We start from the raw sequence: 17,880 nt of genomic DNA, 5'->3' as shown, positions 1-17,880 counted from the left end.
TTGGGTTTTAATTTGGCCAATTGCTGACCGCAGGTGGTGCTTAATTCTCGCCCACTGCGATAATTGAAGCCTGGCTTAGTTTTTTACTTTGTATCCCTAATATGTGGTTCAGCACCAAAGCAATGGCAGCGAAGACTATAATTACAATAAAGGTCGAACTATAGCTACCGCCAGAGTTCTGCAGTAAATAACTGGAGATCATTGGTCCGATAATAGCCGCCGGTACCAGTAAAAAATTGGACAAGCTGAAATTAAGGGGATAATTTTTTGAACCAAAACTGGAATTGATCACCACCGAGGATAAAGCTGGCACGCCACCATAGGTAACCCCAACCGATAAAAGCCCGATAAAGATGAAAATAACATTATTCATCGTGGCACCCATAAACAAGAAAACGCCAGCAACCAGCAGAAGTATGGTATTGATTCCCATAGCCTTCGCTCTGCCCATTTTGTCAAACACCGTTCCGATCACAACACGACCGCCACCATTAAAAACGGATACCAACAGCCCCAACTGGGCCGGTGCACCAAAGGCCACCGCAATGGTTGCTGCACTCCCAATAATCAGCAGTCCCGATGCGGTAATCATAATCCCCCAGAAGAAATAAGTCCAGAATACGCCGGTTTTTAACATTTCTCTGGCTGTATATTCTTTTTTCTGGCTGGTCTCACCCGCAACAGCTACCGCTTTTTTGGGCGCAGTTACCGGTTTTTTTATAAAGAAGGAGCCCAGAGCCATCACAATTGCTCCCATGATCGCCAGATAAAAGAAAGTGTTCAAAACGCCGACGTCGCCAATTAGAGAACTGATCATCGTTCCCAGAATCAAACCGCCAAGTCCAAAGCCCATTAATAAAATTCCTGACGCCAAACCAGCTTTTTCAGAAAACCAGGGTACAACCGCACTAATAATTGAGTTATAGCCCATACCAACGCCGGTTCCGCAAAGTACCCCATAAAAGATATACAACATCATCAGACTTTGTTCTGGTTGACTCGGATCGATTTTCGAGACCCCGAAGAAACCGATAAACAACATCGCTGCCGCGATCAGAACAATGGTCCGGTTTTTGATCAAGCGGGTTAATTGTCCGCTGACAAAACCACCAATACAAAAAAAGATAATTGAGATGGTAAAATTTAGTGATAAGTCTGTTACCGTCCACGTTTCAAAGACCTTGTTCAGCGGCGCCCTAAAAATTGACCAGGCATACAATAATCCCAGAAACAACAGCATGATGGTTCCAACACACAGGTAGATCCACCGTTTTAAATTCTCATTTTTCATCATTTCCCTCTGCTTCCAAAAATTTTCTTGCTTTATTGTATCAGCTTGCTAAAGTAAAAACAATCATAAATACCAGTAAATCATGCATTTCTTACTGGTTTTCATGATTCCACTGGACAGCATGTTTTAAAAAGATTAAAATATACACTAGTTACAATGGAAGCGTTCATTACGAACGTGACGTAAAATTTTCGTTCCGTTTCTGATTAACTAACTATCAAAAGGCATGACAGGAGGAAATCATGGATTTATCATTCTTTATCGGTCCGTTACTGGGCGGCATCATCGGACTGATCACTAACGGCATCGCGATTCGGATGCTCTTTCGCCCCTTAAACGCCATCAAGGTATTCGGGTTGACCTTGCCCTTTACCCCGGGCTTAATCCCTAAAGAAAAACCCCGTATCGCCAAATCACTCGGGGACGTGGTGGCCAACAATCTGCTTAATGAGGACGTCATCAAAAATGGTCTGCTGTCCCCGGAAATGGACGACAAGATCACCATCGCCGTCAATGGCCTGATTGCTAAAAAAAGCACCAGCGACGAAACCCTGCGGGAGCTGTTTTACTCGTTTTCCGGCACCGAACGCGGTGCGCTGATCATCACAGATGTGACAAACAAAGTGGTCGGTTTCTCTTATGAACGGATGGTCAAAATGGAACTTGGGCCGCTCTTATCAGAAATCGCCGTCACCGAAATTGTCAGCAATCTCCAAGGTTCAATGTTTGCGATGCTGATCAATGAAAATCTGATCAGTTCTGCCAAGGTTAAAATGTCTGAAATCATCGAACGGATGGTGGTTGAAAAAGGCGAGAGTATTCTCGATAACATCTTTGAAAAAGAAAGCACCAATCTGCTCGATAAACGGCTTTGTGACCTTTATCTTGAATACGAAGACCGGATTCCGGAATTTGTCGCCTGGGTTATTTCGACCTATCATCAACTGATCGACAAAAACATCGGCATCTTAATACACGCCCTGGACTTGTCAAAACTGGTTGAAGATCAGATTAACGGCTACGATGTCCTGACTTTTGAAAAAATGCTGTTGGAAATCATGCGTAAGGAACTCAATGCCATTGTCTGGCTGGGCGGATTATTGGGTTGTATCATGGGCCTGGTGATGTCCTTTGTCTAGGGAAGCAAACAGGTTGTCTGAATTTAAAAAACTACCATGGGCTTCGCTGTCGGTTACACCAAACAATTTCTACACTAGGGCGCACAACACTTTCTTGTACTGTTCACCGACACGTTACGAAATAGTTTGTTCGATTCTTTCAAATTTCGCAATCAATTAGGATAGATATTAAAAAGGAGCTAAAAATGACTAAAAAATTAGAAATTAATTGGGATCAATTGGGATTTGAATATATCAAAACGGATTATCGCTATCTGTCGTTCTGGAAAGACGGGCAGTGGGATGAAGGGGTTTTGACTGAAGATAATGTTTTGCATCTGGGTGAAGCAGCTCCCTGTCTGCATTATGGGCAGCAGTGTTTTGAAGGACTGAAGGCCTATCGGACGAAAAATGGCGAGATTCAGTTGTTTCGGGTTGACCAGAATGCCAAACGCTTTCAGGATTCCTGCCAACGGCTGTTAATGCCGGTTATTCCTGAAGAGACCTTTATCAAAGCCTGCCTCGAGGTGGTCAAGGCCAATGCAGCCTATATTCCGCCCTATGGTACTGGCGGCTCGCTGTATATCCGCCCGATGATGATTGGGGTCGGTAATAGCATGGCGGTTAAACCAGCCAATGAATACATCTTTACGGTTTTCTGTATGCCCGTCGGCGCTTACTTCAAAGGTGGGCTGACGCCAGTTAATTTTATGGTCTCCGACTATGACCGGGCAGCCTGCAACGGCACCGGCCAACAGAAGGTTGGCGGCAACTATGCGGCCTCGATGCTGGCCCATGAAATTGCCGTTAAGAACGGCTTTGCCGATTGCATCTACCTGGACCCGACGACGCACACCAAAATTGAAGAGGTCGGCGCCGCCAATTTCTTTGGCATCACCAGAGACAATCGCTTTGTCACCCCCGACTCCCCTTCGATCTTACCCAGCATCACCAAATACTCGCTGCTGTATCTGGCCGAGCATGTTTTAGGGATGGCCGTATCCGAAGAGGATGTTTTCATCGACGAACTGGATATCTTTGCCGAAGCCGGCGCCTGCGGCACTGCTGCGGTAATCACCCCCATCGGCGGTATCTTCCATCACAACCGGCTGCACGTTTTCTACAGCGAAACCGCAGTCGGCCCGGTGACCAAAAAACTCTACGATACCCTCAACGCGATCCAACTGGGCGATCTGGCCGGACCCGAAGGCTGGATTACCAAGCTATAAAAGGGTTTGATTGTAGACTGCGTACCGACCAATTGATAACCCAGTACCGACAATTAATAATCTGATTGTTTGCATCGGGGCGGACACGGCATCGCCTGTCCGATTCTGCGCGCAGGCAACGAGCCAATCATAAGCTTTCTTATAGTTGGCGACTGCCCGCGACCAAGGCGAAAGGAGCGTAGCGGATTTCGCATGGCGCAAGCAAACAATAGATTGATAATTGGTCGGTACGGTATTTCTCGACAACCTCAAACGATGGGTTTACGCCCATCGTTTGAGGCTTATTTTTGCTGTGCGTGTCGTTTCTTCTTTTTCTTTTTGCGAACCGAATAACCGAAACTGCCAACCTTTTTGCCCAGACCAAAGTATTCACCATGGACGTAGGCCAGGAGGTCAGCCCGATCGAGATGGAGTTTTCCATTGTCATCGATAAGAGTGTCCTCCACATGAACTGCCTGAATCTCGGCCATAAACATGTCGTGGGTGCCCAGCGGGATGATTTCTTTAACATGGCATTCCAGACTTAAGGGGCTAGCGGCCAGCATCGGACACTTTACTGTATCTCCGGGGATTGCGGCTAAGCCCATCCGTTCAAATTTATTGATCTCCCGGCCGGAGCGCACCCCGCAGAAATCGACGGCATTGACCAGCGCTACAGTCGACAAATTGATGGTGAACTCCCGAGTGGCGGTAATGATTTCATAAGATAAGCGACCGGGCCGCAGCGAAATATAGGTCATCGGCGGTTTGGTATTGAGAACCCCGGTCCAGCCCACCGTTATGATATTTTCTGATGCGGCCTCGCCACAGGTTACCAACACCGGAGGTACCGGGGCCAGTAATACCGATCCCGGCCATTTTGTTTTACTCATTGCATTTTCTCCTTTGTCTGCGATAAGATCATTATAGCAGTTTTCCCATCCTTATGGCAGAAAATCATCGTCAGCCGGGCCCAAGACTGCTGAAAAGCATCGATTAAACCATTTAAGTACAATTTTTCTTGCAATTTCTTTGCTAAGCCGATAGTATTATAATTAGAAAAGACAGTGGACAGGAGAAGTATGAAAACAGAATTATTATTTCTAATTAAACGTCTATGTGATCTTGAAGAAGAATTCATGGATTTGACCGAAGAAGAAAAAGAAATTGTCGTTACTACCGCCGAAAGCATGACCGGAAGTCTGGTCTTTTTATTGGAAGCGCTTGAAGATTATTCCATGAGTGGTTTTTACGACGAGGATTGAAAACAACTGAAAAAAACGAATAAGGAGGTAGTTCGATGAAAGTAGCCGCTTTTGTATCCAGTATGGTTGCCCTGGTAATGGGCGCCGCAGCTCTGACCTTAAGTATTATTGCTGTTTCAAAAACTGCCCGTTAGCGGCAAAAGAGCAACGCTTTAACAGGTTGCTCTTTTTTATTGGCGATAAACTACCGTACCGATCAATTATCAGTCGGTAAACTCGACGATGACTTGATCGATATCCCAGAGGGATTCGATTTTTTCCACTGCGTCTTCTTTGATGGCGTTGGCAAACTGATGGGTTTCGGGGAGATCGATGACGATCCGAACCACGCCACCGGTGATATCAATTTCCTTGACCAGATGAGTAGCCACCATATCCAGGCCTTTGATCGGATTCATGACCTTCTTTAAGCGTTTTCTGACAATTTCTTCGGTAGTGGCGACCTTTTCAGTAACCAGGCCGTGCTTTTCTTCATAATTCTGAATTGCCGAGCGCAACACCTCCACTGCCAGCACCGAGCAATGAGCCTTGATTTTGGGCAGCCCGCCCAGGGCTTCCGAAGCTTCCTGCCAGGTAATATTTTTGGCTTCATCAATGGTTTTGCCTTTGGCCAGTTCGGTAATAATCGAACCGGTGGCGATGTTTGAGGCACAACCGTAAGATTCAAATTTGATATCATCGATCTTCTTGGTCTCGGGATCGACCTTTAAATAGAGTGACACCATATCGCCGCAGGCCGGACTGCCTTCGGTTGCTTTGCCATCGGGATCTTCAATCCGCCCGGTATTGCGGGGATTCTTAAAATGTTCCAGGACCAGATCGTTATAAGGACTTGCCATTGTTATTTCCTCCTATTCCTTTCCCAGGGGACTGATTTTTCTCAGGTTCTCAACCACCTTTTTCAGCGTTTCCACCACAAAAACCACCTCTTCCATGGTATTGAAGCGACCCACTGTCATCCGGATCGAGCCGTGAGCCCGCTCATGGTCACCACCGATGGCGGCAATCACATGACTGGCTTCCAGGGAGCGGCTAAAACAAGCCGAACCGGTGCTGACGGCAATGCCATACATGTCCAGATGAAGGGTGATCGATTCCCCCTCCACATAATGGAAGGTGATATTGGCATTTTGGGGCGTCCGCTGCCGGGGATGACCGTTTAGGATAACATCAGGGATCTGCTCGCTCACCATGGTGATAATGTGATCCCGCATTGCTGCCAGCCGGATGTTTTCATCCGCCGTCACCAGTTCCACCGCTTTGGCAAAGCCGACGGCACCGGGAATGTTATCCATCCCGCCGCGGAGATCAAACTCCTGAAAACCGCCATCCATTATTTTAGCCAGAGTGGTGCCTTTTTTTACATAGAGTCCACCAATCCCCTTAGGACCATGCAGGGTATGAGCCGAGACGGTGATCAGATCAACGGCAATGGTGTTGACATCCAGAGGCACACGCATAAAGGTGTGGGTGGCGTCAGTGTGAAAGAGGACCCCCTGATCATGGCAGATTTTGCCGATCGCATTGATATCCTGAAGGGTGCCGATCTCCTGATTACCATGCTGAACCGAGACCAAAATGGTTTCCGGGCTGATCAGCGCCTGGAGTTTTTTAAGATCCACCAGACCATCCCCATCGACGTCCAGATAATCGACGGTGAAGCCTTCCTTTTCCAGGGTTCTGGCGCTGTACAGCACTGGAAAGTCTTCAATTTTGGAGACGATCAGGTGTTTACCTTTTTTTGCCCCCAAAGCCTTGGCAACCCCTTTTAAGGCCAAATTACTGGACTCGGCACTGCCGGAGGTGAAAATAAACTCCTGGCTGTTGGCGCCCAGGGCCTTTGCAAGCCTAGTTCTGGCATCATCCAGGGCTTCTTTTGCCTCAACCCCCAACGAATAACCAAATTCCGAGGTCGCCACCGAGTAACGGTCAAAATATAGCGGTTTCATCACTTCCAGCACCTGCTCATCCAGCCGGGTAGCGGCGGCATTATCCAAATAATACACGTTTTCCATGAGTCCCCCCCCTTAGATAAACAAGGTAATCGCTGACTGTCGGGCTTCCTGGATGTAGGTTCCGACGGCCCCATAGTCGTCAATGATGTCTTCGATCAGATCGGATCGTTTTAAACCCATGATGTCCATGGTCATTTCACAGGCGATGATTTTGCCGCCCAGTTCCTTAAAATCAGCCATCAGCCGTTCCAGGGAAGCGACATTATTTTTTTTCATCCGTCCCAGCATCATCTTTTTTCCCAAGCCCAGAAAATGCATTTTCGATAAAGGCCCTTTTTCCAGGCCGCCTTTTTTCAGGCGCAGCAATCCCCAGAAGGTAAAATACAGGGATACCTCCATCCCCATCGCCAGCGAGCCATTGGACACAATCAGAGCACTATACAGTTTATCCATATCACCACTCTGAACAATAATGGTTGTTTTGTCCGCCATGAAAAAGCCTCCTTTACTTTTGGATTTTTATGGTCCAGGTGCCGTCCTGTTCTTCAATGCTGGTGACTGCCAGCGACAAAGCATCGGCGGCCATCGGGATTTCTTTTTTCGAGGCGGCATTGTTCCCGGTAATCGCAATGACATCCCCCGGTTGCGCCTTTCTGACGGCTTTACGCATTTCTACCAAAGGAACCGGACAGGTTTCGCCTCTCACATCAACATAAATTTCTGCCATGTTCTTGCCTCCTACTCAAATTTTTATTCACTGCTGCTGTGCCTTTCCGTCGTTTTCTCTTTTTTCATACCCCATTATGAACAACTTACTTGAAAATTCAGTAAAAAGCATAAAAAAGCAGGCCGGCGGATCGTCCGACGGCCTGCTGAGGTTGCTGTAAGATACTGTACCGACCAATTGTCGGTACGGGGTTAGTTTATTAGCTCGTTCTTTCTCTTACTTTTTATTTTTAAAGCGCTCGAGAAACCGGGTTGAATATGCTAGGGTCTTGGTGGGGCAGCTGTCGACACAGTGACCGCAACCGACACAGCGCAGCTCGGATACCGGAAGGCCGGTGGCGGCACGGGATTTTAAATCGATGGCCATTGGACAGGCAACGTTGCAGCGGCCACATTGGATGCAGTTGCTCTGATTGGTGGTGATCTGCTGACCAACCAGCTTGCCAAGCAGGCCCACCACCGTTCCCAGAGGGCAATAATAACAGTAGCCGCGACCGCTAAAGGCGACCCAGAAAAACATCGCCATCAACAGTTCAGCGGCGAGGTATTTATAGGTTTCGATTTTTGCCACTGTCTCGCTGTTGGCCAGCGGCAGACCCAACAGATAGAGCACCCAGTAGACGGTAAAACCGATGGCGACTGCCAGAAACAGCCAACGCAGGATGGCAAACACTTTTAAGCCGCGGGCCTTAAGCTTTTTCCGGGTTCCCAGCAAGGGCATTACCGGATCAAAAACCTCACTGGCAAAACCATTGAACAGGCACAGTGTCGCGCACTGCCAGCGCCGTCCCCAAAGCAGCGTTCCGACCAGAACAACGATGGTGATAAGCAGATAAAAGGCCAGCGCCAGCGCGATGCCAGTGAGGCCAAAGACCGGCAGGTATTTGAGATAAAAGGCGGTGTTGGGGTCCATCAGTTGTAAGGGGATGGTGGTCCAGGGAAGTGGCATCGCAAAAAAGTAAAGTTCCTGATTATCTAAAAGAATCGGGCCAACAATATGAACGACCAAAGCCATCACGATAAAACCGGTCAGATTGCGTTTGCGCATCTCAGTCCGCCCGGATGCGCCAATAATCCGCAGGGTCAGAAAGCTACCAATAACAATAAAACTGGTCTTGACCCAGTTTTCATAAAAACCCCACAGCCAGGCGATAAAGGCGGCCACTTCCGGGGTAGCCCGACTGACATAGCCGAAATTGAGCCCGGCAATGATCAGGCAGAGGATGATATACACCCACAGGATTGCTTTGAGTGCTTTTATTTCACTGGAGGCTTTTGTTTCGCTAGAATTACGGTGACTCGCCATGGTTCTGGTCCTCCTCGATAACTATAATTTTTTCTTAATTATAAACTTCTTTCACGATAAACACAAGAATAGTCATGATATGAATCAGAAATAGCTGCTTGACTGCCAGCATCAAAATCGGTACGATAAGTTATAATTTAATGATTAAATAAAAATAGGTAATTGCGAAATGAAAAAACACCGAACAATGGTTGCTTTGAGTGCAGTTTCCACAAACAGTTTTGTAACGTGTAGGCGGACAGTTCAGAGAACTGTCCGCCGTACAGTGTAACAATTGTTTCGTGCGAAACTGGGCGCAAAGCTCACGGCTGTTTCGCAATTACCTATTAAATAAAAACAAATGGAGGAAACAAATGCGACGTAAAAATCGGGAAGTAACCAAACTAACGGAGATTATTGAAATTATTAACGGCTGTAAGGTGTGCCGGCTGGCCATGGTGGACAACGGCCAACCCTATGTTGTGCCCCTGAATTTTGGCTATCGCCATGATGATTCCGTCATTACCATCTTTCTGCACTGTGCCAATGAAGGCCGCAAAACAGAGATCCTGAAACAGAATAACCATGTCTGTATCGAGATGGATCAGATGAAAGAGCTGATCAGCGGCGAAAAGGGCTGTGATTACAGCTGCTATTTTGAAAGTTTTATCGGCACCGGTCAGGCGGTTTTTCTGGACGATGCCGCGGCAAAGGCTGAGGCTTTACAGGCGATTATGAAACAGCAGACCGGCCGGGACGATTTCAGCTTTGATCAGCAGATCCTCGAGCAAACCGCCGTGATTGCGGTTGAACTTCACCGTTATTCGGGCAAACGGCACTAATCGCGGGATCAATCGCTTTCGATCGTTTCAGCCGTAATGTTTTTTAGCTCTGGAACGGGTATTTTGCTGGCGCTCGCTGGCGATTTTTGGGTGGCGATGAGAATGCCGCAGACGATCAGGATCATCCCCAGCAGATGACTGAGCTGGATTTTTTCATTGAGCAGGATGGCAGCCAGAATAATGCTGCTGACCGGCACCACGCTAATGAAGATCGCCGCGTTGCTGGCTGCAACTTTGGCAATCCCCCGAAACCATAGGACATACGATATAAATGAGACAAAGATCCCGTAATAGCCAATACACAAAATAGTCTGAAGCGACATTTTGGCAAACGGATAGCCCCAGGCGTCGTGGATGGCAAGGGGCAGTAAACAGATAAAGGCCATTCCCGCCACCAGTGTTGTCCGGTATACCGAGGACATCGGGATGCACTTTATTTTACTGAGCACCGAAAATAAGCCCTCACCAGTGACGGCAATCAGAACCAGAAAATTTCCCAGCAATGAGCTATTCAAGGTTCCTTCCGAAAAATAGGTGTAGAGGTTGATACAGAGTAATCCGACAATAACAAACGCCAGACCGATGGCATTATTTTTTGAGATCTTCTCTTTCAAAATAAAAAATGCCAGAATCACCACAATGGCCGGTCCAGAGCTGGAAATTAAACCGCTGTTAGCGGCTGATGTCAGCTGTAGCCCCCAGAAAATAAAGACCCGGTAGAACACAATCCCGGCCAGGGCTTGACCCAACAATACCACCACGGATTTTTTATCCAGGCGGTGGTGTTCTTTTTTAATCACAAAGGTGACCAGCAGCAAAAAGACCAGCCCGATGGCAATCCCCAGTTCGGTGGCCAAAAAAACCGGCACCCTTGCCACCATCATTTTACTGACCACAACCGCACTGCCGGCGATTGCCATCGCCACTGTCAAATCCACATAGGCGCGGAGTTTTTCTCCCATAATAATCCTCTTTTCTCTTTTATATGATTATGATAAAATCTTACCAGATTGATGTGGTTTGTAAATAACCACTTAAATGGTTTTTTTAGCAAACCACTTTTGGAGGAACGCAATGTGGATTAATCTTGATAAAAAGAATGACCGCCCCTTGATGCGACAGCTTTATGAGCAGATCAAACACCTGATTTTAAACGGCCAGCTGGCACCGGCCGAGAAGCTGCCATCAACCAGGCAGCTGGCCACTGATCTGGGGATCTCCCGCAGCACCGTTCTGGAAGCTTACAATCAATTGATTGCCGAGGGCTACCTGATTGGAAATCATGGATCGGGGACGGTGGTCGCCAATGGCATTGATGTATTTTCGATCCCCCCGGACACCGCTACGAAAAAATGCGCTGCCACGATGATCGCAACAAAAGTACCGCCATCCGCAGTGATTGATTTCCAGTCCGGCGTCATTGATTCGTCCCGGTTTCCGCTGTCGGCGTGGAAAAAAGCCTATCAGCGCAGTCTTGATCAGATTCCTGAAGCCGCTTTTCGTTATCATCCCAGCGCCGGGGTGATGAGGCTGCGCCAGACGATTGCCGCCTATTTACGACGCACCCGGGGACTCACCTGTCATCCCGACCAGATTATGATCGTTTCTGGCTCGACCCAGGGTCTGGCCCTGATCGCCGCGTTATTTCAGGATCAGCGGCAAGCGGTCCTGATTGAAGATCCCACCCATCCCGGATTGCGCCAGATTATTGAGCGCGCAAAACTCCATTTAATTGGGATCCCGGTGGATGATCAGGGTCTGTTGACTGACAGCCTCACCGTCCATCCGAACCCGGCCTTTGTCTATACAACCCCTTCCCATCAATATCCGCTGGGTGGCATCCTGCCGATCCAACGCCGTCAGAAACTGATCCAGTATGCCATCGCCAATGATACTTATCTGCTGGAGGATGACTATGACAGTGAATTCCGCTTTGAAGGCCAGCCGGTTTCATCCCTTTATGAGCTAAGTCCTGACCGGGTCATTTACCTGGGGACCTTCAGCAAGATCCTCACCCCGGCTATCCGGTTGGGGTATCTGATTCTCCCGGATCAACTGATCGAACCTTACCTGGAGCTCAAGAAATATTCCGACGTTCATACCGAAGCCCTGACCCAGTACGCCCTGGCCGAATTTATTGAAAGTGGTGGGCTGGAAAAACACATCTGGAGGATGAAAAAAATCTATGCTAAAAAACGCCAGCACCTGATCGCTGAATTATCCCGTTGTTATCCGGCTGAATTTGAAATCAAAGGCCATGCCGCCGGGCTGCACATGGTTGTCCGTTTTAACGGCGTTGTTTTTGCTCCCCCACTGATCGATCGCATTAATGCCCGACAAGTCCGGGTCTATCCCATTGAAAACTACGTTTTTGGCAACACAACACCCTACGGCAGCGACATCCTCCTCGGCTACGCTCACCTAACCTTTGCCGAAATCACCACCGGCATCACCCGACTCTGTACTGCCCTGCGGGAACCGGGATCTTGAGCACAAAAAAGACACTCCCGCGAGTGTCTGAGGTTGTCGATAAACTCCCGTGCCGACCAATGACCAAGGGGTCAGACCCTTGTTAATCTGTTGTACGCTGCGGAATCGGACAGGCGATGCCGTGTCCGCTCCGATGCGTACAAAATGATGTAACAATTGTCGGTACTAGGTTATCTTTTTTGACAGTCTGAGACACTCCTACGAGTGTCTTTTTAAGATAGCTTCGAATCTGGTTATTTTTCGACAGCATCGATGGCGGAGTCGGCATCCTTTACGGTTCCTTCCGGGGTGGATGGCGACAGGGTCATGAAAAAGCCGTCGGTTTGATCGACAAAGGCAGTGGCGCTGTCAAAGCTGACATCAAGCAGATGGCCGCCCTTGCTGCGGTCATCGGCGATAAAATGAAAATGGTAGCCTTTGACATTCAAGCCGCCGATATCGGCCGGGCACCACAAGCCGACCAGGGTACCGCTGATCTTTTGATAGTCAAAGATCGACTGGTTTTTGACGGCTTCAGAAAGCACCGGATAAGGTTTTGTCTGGCTGGGCACCGAACGGGCTTTGATGGTGTTGAAGGTGCCGTCGATCCGGAACACATAGAAGGCCTTCGGGTCGGTTATCATTTTGTCCAGTTCCTGCTCCAGGGCTTCCAGACTGGCGGTTGGTCCCTGTGATTTAGTCGCATCCTCGTCAAAGTAGGTAACTGCGGCAAAGGGGGTGGTATCGGTGTCTGGAACTTCCTCCACGGCACCGCTGGCCTTGACCTTGTAGACCGTATTGTCGATCATCACCAGCTCGCCATCCAGGGCGTTGAAGGTACCGATGCCGACATCACCATGCTGCTTTAATTCCCTAAAAGTCATAAAACCATCGTAATTCCCGGCCAGCAGGGAATTGATCGTCGATGCCTGGAAGAGGGTCTCCTCTTTAGCTGCGGCAGCCTCGCTGCTGGTGTTAGTGGTTGCGGCGGCACAACCGGCCAGCGTCACTATCCCCAAAACCGATAAAACAATTGCGGTAATTTTTATTTTCATAACACGCTCCTCATTTTTCAATCTAAGTCCGATTTTACACCCCCATCACCTCGGATGCAATGGAAACTTTTGGGGATTTTAACTTACGCCGCCTTCACCTGAACCAACCTATCCGTACATAGGGCAGTATTCCGGATTGACGGCGATTTAACGCAATGTTAAAATGAAACCGTGGTTGAGCTTAGGGCTTTCTTTCTACGGCAAACTGGTCGAAAAAGTGTTTGCACCGGATGCGCGCCAGACGCCGGCGATCAACCTGGCCGATGGGGTCGATTTCGTGGCCATGCCCAAATGGAAAAACCAGTTAATCCAATTGCTCAACATTGCCGGGACCAGGCCAGTGCTGGGACCGATCCAGGGGATTCTGTTCGGCCCGCTGGCCTTTATCACCATTCCCATCGGCTGCGTTCTGGCCAGTGCGGTCCATGATTATTTCATCGGGATGATCTCAATCCGCAACGGCGGGGCCCAGATGCCCCGGATGGTGGGCAAATATCTGGGCCCGCAGATCAAGCGTTTTTATAGCCTGGTGCTGTGGTTGCTGCTTTTTCTGGTGGGGGTGGTGTTTATTTACACCCCTGGCGATCTGATTGCCAGGGATATCCTGAATAAGAATGCCAGCGCCCAGAACACCACCATCTGGATCGTTTATGCGGTCATTTTTGGTTATTATTTAATCGCCACCTTCTTCCCCATCGATAAAATAATTGGCCGGGTCTATCCGATTTTTGGGGCTATTCTGATCATTTCAGCGCTGGGGGTTTTTACCGGCATCATGATGGATGGTGGCGTCAATCTCCTGAACCTGTCCTGGTCGACCCTGCCCCAGCATCCCCTGGGTCAGCAATTTAATTCCGGTCTTCTTCATTACCGTCGCCTGCGGCATCCTCTCGGGCTTTCACGGCAGTCAGTCGACGCTGATTTCGCGGACCGTTACTGCCGAAAAAGAGGGGCGCGGGACCTTTTACAACATGATGATCCTGGAAGGCTTTATCGCCATGTGCTGGCCAGCCGGGGCGATGGTGCTGTTTAGTGGCGGTGTCGATGTAAGTACCGGCGCCACCGCCATGGTGGGCCTGATCTCCCGGGAATTTTTGGGCCCGATTGGGGCGTTTTTCGCCATTCTCGGGGTTATCGTACTACCGATTACCTCCGGCGATACCGCCTTTCGGTCGCTGCGACTGATGGTCGGAGAAGCCTTTAACATTGATCAGACCCTCATCAAAAATCTACTGCTGACAACTCTGGGAATTTTTGTCCCAGCGGTTGTGATTCTGGTTTTTGCCAAGACCGCCCCCAATGGGTTTAATCTGTTATGGCAGTATTTTGGTTTTACCAACCAGTTTGTGGCGATCTTCGCCCTGGCGATGGCGGCGGTTTATTTAATGACTGAACACAAGATTTTCTGGATTACCCTGCTCCCGGGGATGTTTTACACCTTTATCGTGATCGCTTATATCTGCCATGCCCCGATTGGTCTGGGTCTCGAACCCCGACTGGGCCCGATGATAGGCATCAACCCCAACAGTTATATCCTCTCTTATCTGATTGGCGCCGCGGCAGCCATTCTCTACATGGTGCTGGTCTTAAAACAGGGCCGAAAAGGTCTGGATCAGCTGCCCCAATAGAAAATATAAACCAGTACCGACAAAATCCCCGTCGCATCTCAAGTGATGCTGCGGGGATTTTTATTGTGGCGGCTTGGTGAGTAGATTGTGGTTGTAAATCACGGCGATTTCGGCCGGTTCCAGCGGTTTACTGAAAACATAGCCCTGAATTCCATCGCAGTCACTGTTTTTGAGAACGGCAACTTTGTCCCACTCTTCAATACCCTCCGCCATGATTTTTAAATTGAGACTGTGAGCCAGCAGGATCAGGCTTTCTATCACCTTGATCCGGTTGCCCTGTAAAAACTGATCACTGATTGATTTATCCAGTTTTATTTTGTTGACCGGCAGATAGGTCAGACAATTCAGCGACGAATAACCGGTGCCAAAATCATCCAGGGCCACTGCCAGCCCGGCATCTTTAAGCCCTTTTAGAAACTCCTTCGTCTGGCCATCGTTTTCCATCAAGATGCTTTCGGTAATCTCAATCTCAATGAACCGGGGCGCAACCTGATGCTGATGCAGCAGTGTGATGATATAGCCAACATACTCTTTGTCCCGCAACTGACGATTGGAAAAATTGATGGCTACCGGTTTTTCCGCCAGTCCCTGATTGCGCCAGCGGGCAATCTGGGCCACCGCTTCCCGGATCACCCAACGGCCGATCTCACTGATCAGGCCGGTTTCTTCGGCTACCGGAATAAACTGGTCCGGACCGAGGCGGCTTTCTTTGAATCGGAGCAGGGCTTCAAAGCCGCTGATCTGACCACTGTCCAAATCCACCTGGGGCTGATAGACCAGTTTAAAACCGTCGCTCTTTAATGCCGCTCTGAGCATCGCTTCAATTTCGATTTTACGGCTCATGGCCTTTTTCAATTCCTGATGATAATACATATAGTGATTTTTGCCCCGGTTCTTAACCTCGTACATGGCTGTATCGGCATTCATAATCAGCTGATCCATCGCACTGCTATCATAGGGATAGCAGGAAATACCCATGCTGATACTGACAAAAACTTCCCGGTTGTCGAGCCGAAAGGCTTCATCGAAGGCGCTCAAAATCTTATTGGCATAGGCTTCAATATCGGCCTGATGGCATTTATTGGTGATCAGGATCAGAAATTCATCACCGCCGAGCCGACCCACCATCATGTTCTCATCAGCGATTGACTGCAACCGGCAGGCAATCAGCTTGAGCAATTGATCCCCAAAGAGATGGCCCAGGGTGTCATTGACGCTTTTGAAATTATCAATATCCAGAAGCAGCACCGCTCCGGTATGGCCAGCCGCCAGCTCTTTTTCCAGCTGTACCAGAAAGCTCATCCGGTTGGGCAGCTGGGTTAAAAAATCATGTCGGGCCAGATGCCTTATCTGTTCTTCCTGAAGTTTAAACTTAGTATTGTCCAGCAAGATCCCGTGCAGCTTGCAGAAATTGCCGTCTGCCGATTTGATCCCTTTGCCACGGATCAGCAACCATTTTTGCTGGGTGTCGGGGCCCGCCGTCAGCACCTGAATATTGATCAGAGCTGATTTGCCCTGGAGGTAATTGCTGACCTCTGTAATCAAACGCTCACGATGACTGGCCTCCAGAACGACATCCATCCAATAGTGGACATGACAATGGTTACTGAGGATTCGATTGATAATCCGGGAGCAGTCCCCAGCAAAAGAAACCGTTTTGGACGTGAGATCTACCTCCCAGACCGCACTGTTCGTGCCCTCAATGGCCAGCTCAAACTTCTGATTCAGTTCGCCGACTTCCCGGTCATGCTCGGCCATCACTTCATATTGCCGCCGCAGGGTTCCTTCCACCGTTTCCATTTCTTTGTACGTCGCTGTAAGCTTAGCATTGCTGGCCACCAGGGCTTTTTGGATGCTTCGGCGCTTCAGATTATCATAAATTAATAAAAGCGTTACCAAGGTCAGAAAGCTGACAATAATGGCAGTGGCCCAAATCAGGTTGCGATATTTATCCAGTGGATGTTCGGTTTTATTAATCAGCACCGCATCAGTCGGAATCAGGTGATCCGGAATCTGATAGTGCTTGATCAATTCATAATCGAAGATGTAAAAATAGGGGGTCTCTTCAACCATTGGGATGGATGCGACCGGGGTTCCTGCCAAAATGTCGCTGACCAATTCGGCCGCTGTTTTGCCCAGGGCCTGATAATCCACCATTTTTCCGCCGATCAGTCCATAACCGACGCCTCCCACCGAAGCCCGATAAACGGGGATCTGGGTATGCTGGTTCAGAAAAGCTGCCGCTTTTTCAAACTCCATGTAAGCCCCGGTCTTGTCCGGGTTCATATCCAAAAATAGTAAAATGGTGTCATCCCCCAATTTCTCCAGTTCTGTCCCCAGCTCATCAAAGCTGTAGTTGGGCGTATTGAGGGTGGAAAAGGTCAGTTCCGGAAAGCTCTGGCGTAAGGATTTAAACTGCTGACGGTTGCCCTGACCAGTCAGAGTTTCATCGGCAATCCCTACTACCTTGGTAGCCCGGGGGGTAAAGACCCGGGCGATCTCCAGCGTTTCTTTTATCGAGATCCGCTCAATAATACCGGTGATGTAAGGATCGGCCGCAGCTTGTCGGGCCCTGGTTTCATCGTTTACACCAAGAAAAACAATCGGGATCTGAGAAAACAATTCGGCCTGATGGTCGAGGGCAAACTGAAGGGCATTGTCATCTCCTACAATCACCGCATCATAGGGTGGCAGCTGGGCCAATTTGAATTTCAGACTCTGATAAAAAACCTCTTTGTTCTCCGGAGTATCGAGGCGTTTGGTATCCATATATTCAATTTCCAGTTTGATCTTTTGTTCGTCAAATACCGATCGGATGCCCGTTATCTGGTCAGGAACCGAGACAAAGCTTTCACTGTAGGAGCTGATAAAAAGCACCGACTTTTCGTCCTCGGCGCAGACAAAAAAAGTTGGCCCAAACAGTATCCCGGTTGCAAACATCCAAATCAGGAGCACGCTTACATGGATGACAGCTTTAGCCGATTTTAATAAGTTGCTGCGATAACTGAGTTCATGGTTTGGCATTGACCCCTCCGAAA

Annotated in this window: 16 protein-coding genes and 2 pseudogenes; 8 read left to right on the top strand and 10 right to left on the bottom strand. The window is 48.8% G+C overall.

Translation table 11 applies throughout. The features are described 5' to 3' along the window. Positions 1 to 40: 40 nt before the first annotated feature. Complete coding sequence (locus tag B3F51_RS14220; protein ID WP_250935989.1) at positions 41 to 1,294, bottom strand: MFS transporter; 1,254 nt, start codon at positions 1,292 to 1,294, stop codon at positions 41 to 43. Between the two features lie 239 nt (positions 1,295 to 1,533). Between B3F51_RS14220 and B3F51_RS14215 the strand changes: the two genes are divergently transcribed. Both B3F51_RS14215 and B3F51_RS14210 read left to right on the top strand, forming a co-directional pair. Next, on the top strand, positions 1,534 to 2,430 hold the full coding sequence (locus B3F51_RS14215) for a DUF445 domain-containing protein (RefSeq protein WP_228880152.1): 897 nt from the start codon (positions 1,534 to 1,536) through the stop codon (positions 2,428 to 2,430). Positions 2,431 to 2,597: 167 nt separating this feature from the next. Next, positions 2,598 to 3,638, top strand: a complete 1,041-nt coding sequence (locus tag B3F51_RS14210; RefSeq protein WP_276520494.1) for a branched-chain amino acid aminotransferase — start codon at positions 2,598 to 2,600, stop codon at positions 3,636 to 3,638. A 281-nt stretch (positions 3,639 to 3,919) separates the two neighbouring features. Here B3F51_RS14210 and B3F51_RS14205 read toward each other — a convergent pair whose 3' ends face one another. Then, entirely contained in the window at positions 3,920 to 4,510 is a 591-nt protein-coding gene (locus B3F51_RS14205; protein WP_286947758.1) for a flavin reductase family protein, read from the bottom strand. A gap of 189 nt (positions 4,511 to 4,699) precedes the next feature. Here B3F51_RS14205 and B3F51_RS14200 point away from each other — a divergent pair, with 189 nt between their 5' ends. Then, on the top strand, positions 4,700 to 4,882 hold the full coding sequence (locus B3F51_RS14200) for a hypothetical protein (RefSeq protein WP_250935983.1): 183 nt from the start codon (positions 4,700 to 4,702) through the stop codon (positions 4,880 to 4,882). 203 nt (positions 4,883 to 5,085) lie between these two features. On the opposite strand, the gene B3F51_RS14195 is transcribed toward B3F51_RS14200, so the two are convergent. From B3F51_RS14195 to B3F51_RS14175, 5 genes are all read right to left on the bottom strand, one after another. Continuing rightward, positions 5,086 to 5,721 carry an iron-sulfur cluster assembly scaffold protein gene (locus tag B3F51_RS14195; RefSeq protein ID WP_250935981.1) on the bottom strand — a complete coding sequence of 212 codons (636 nt, stop codon included), beginning with the start codon at positions 5,719 to 5,721 and terminating at the stop codon, positions 5,086 to 5,088. Between the two features lie 12 nt (positions 5,722 to 5,733). After that, positions 5,734 to 6,897: a cysteine desulfurase family protein gene (locus B3F51_RS14190; RefSeq protein WP_286947754.1), complete on the bottom strand. Its 1,164-nt coding sequence runs from the start codon at positions 6,895 to 6,897 to the stop codon at positions 5,734 to 5,736. A gap of 12 nt (positions 6,898 to 6,909) precedes the next feature. Further along, complete coding sequence (locus tag B3F51_RS14185) at positions 6,910 to 7,329, bottom strand: DsrE/DsrF/DrsH-like family protein (RefSeq protein ID WP_026393244.1); 420 nt, start codon at positions 7,327 to 7,329, stop codon at positions 6,910 to 6,912. A 13-nt stretch (positions 7,330 to 7,342) separates the two neighbouring features. Continuing rightward, on the bottom strand, positions 7,343 to 7,564 hold the full coding sequence (locus B3F51_RS14180; RefSeq protein ID WP_228880148.1) for a sulfurtransferase TusA family protein: 222 nt from the start codon (positions 7,562 to 7,564) through the stop codon (positions 7,343 to 7,345). Positions 7,565 to 7,780: 216 nt separating this feature from the next. Then, positions 7,781 to 8,869, bottom strand: a complete 1,089-nt coding sequence (locus tag B3F51_RS14175; RefSeq protein WP_286947750.1) for a 4Fe-4S binding protein — start codon at positions 8,867 to 8,869, stop codon at positions 7,781 to 7,783. A 353-nt stretch (positions 8,870 to 9,222) separates the two neighbouring features. On the opposite strand from B3F51_RS14175, the gene B3F51_RS14170 reads away from it, so the two are divergent. Next, complete coding sequence (locus B3F51_RS14170; protein WP_286947749.1) at positions 9,223 to 9,690, top strand: pyridoxamine 5'-phosphate oxidase family protein; 468 nt, start codon at positions 9,223 to 9,225, stop codon at positions 9,688 to 9,690. A gap of 8 nt (positions 9,691 to 9,698) precedes the next feature. Here B3F51_RS14170 and B3F51_RS14165 read toward each other — a convergent pair whose 3' ends face one another. Next, positions 9,699 to 10,652 (bottom strand): DMT family transporter, encoded by a 954-nt coding sequence (locus tag B3F51_RS14165; protein WP_286947747.1) that lies wholly within the window; start codon positions 10,650 to 10,652, stop codon positions 9,699 to 9,701. Positions 10,653 to 10,764: 112 nt separating this feature from the next. On the opposite strand from B3F51_RS14165, the gene B3F51_RS14160 reads away from it, so the two are divergent. Next, positions 10,765 to 12,180: a PLP-dependent aminotransferase family protein gene (locus B3F51_RS14160; protein WP_286947745.1), complete on the top strand. Its 1,416-nt coding sequence runs from the start codon at positions 10,765 to 10,767 to the stop codon at positions 12,178 to 12,180. Positions 12,181 to 12,413: 233 nt separating this feature from the next. Here B3F51_RS14160 and budA read toward each other — a convergent pair whose 3' ends face one another. Then, the gene (budA, locus tag B3F51_RS14155) at positions 12,414 to 13,214 is read right to left on the bottom strand and encodes an acetolactate decarboxylase (RefSeq protein ID WP_286947744.1); all 801 of its coding nucleotides are present in this window, start codon (positions 13,212 to 13,214) and stop codon (positions 12,414 to 12,416) included. Positions 13,215 to 13,377: 163 nt separating this feature from the next. Here budA and B3F51_RS16235 point away from each other — a divergent pair. The 3 genes and pseudogenes from B3F51_RS16235 to B3F51_RS16225 all read left to right on the top strand — a co-directional run. Then, positions 13,378 to 13,836: pseudogene (locus tag B3F51_RS16235) on the top strand (carbon starvation CstA family protein); the annotation flags it as partial. Between the two features lie 208 nt (positions 13,837 to 14,044). Next, positions 14,045 to 14,161 (top strand): annotated as a pseudogene (locus tag B3F51_RS16230) (carbon starvation CstA family protein); the annotation flags it as partial. Positions 14,162 to 14,185: 24 nt separating this feature from the next. After that, positions 14,186 to 14,842: a carbon starvation CstA family protein gene (locus tag B3F51_RS16225; protein WP_349680226.1), complete on the top strand. Its 657-nt coding sequence runs from the start codon at positions 14,186 to 14,188 to the stop codon at positions 14,840 to 14,842. Positions 14,843 to 14,902: 60 nt separating this feature from the next. Here the strand turns inward: B3F51_RS16225 and B3F51_RS14145 are convergent, their stop codons facing one another. After that, positions 14,903 to 17,866, bottom strand: a complete 2,964-nt coding sequence (locus B3F51_RS14145; protein WP_286947742.1) for an ABC transporter substrate binding protein — start codon at positions 17,864 to 17,866, stop codon at positions 14,903 to 14,905. Between the last annotated feature and the right edge of the window lie 14 nt (positions 17,867 to 17,880).

It is taken from the genome of Acetobacterium sp. UBA5834, assembly GCF_002435675.1.
GTDB classification, from domain to species: Bacteria; Bacillota; Clostridia; order Eubacteriales; family Eubacteriaceae; genus Acetobacterium; species Acetobacterium wieringae.
The sequence above is the reverse complement of the archived record's forward strand: the minus strand, read 5'-3'. Positions and strand labels throughout refer to the sequence as shown.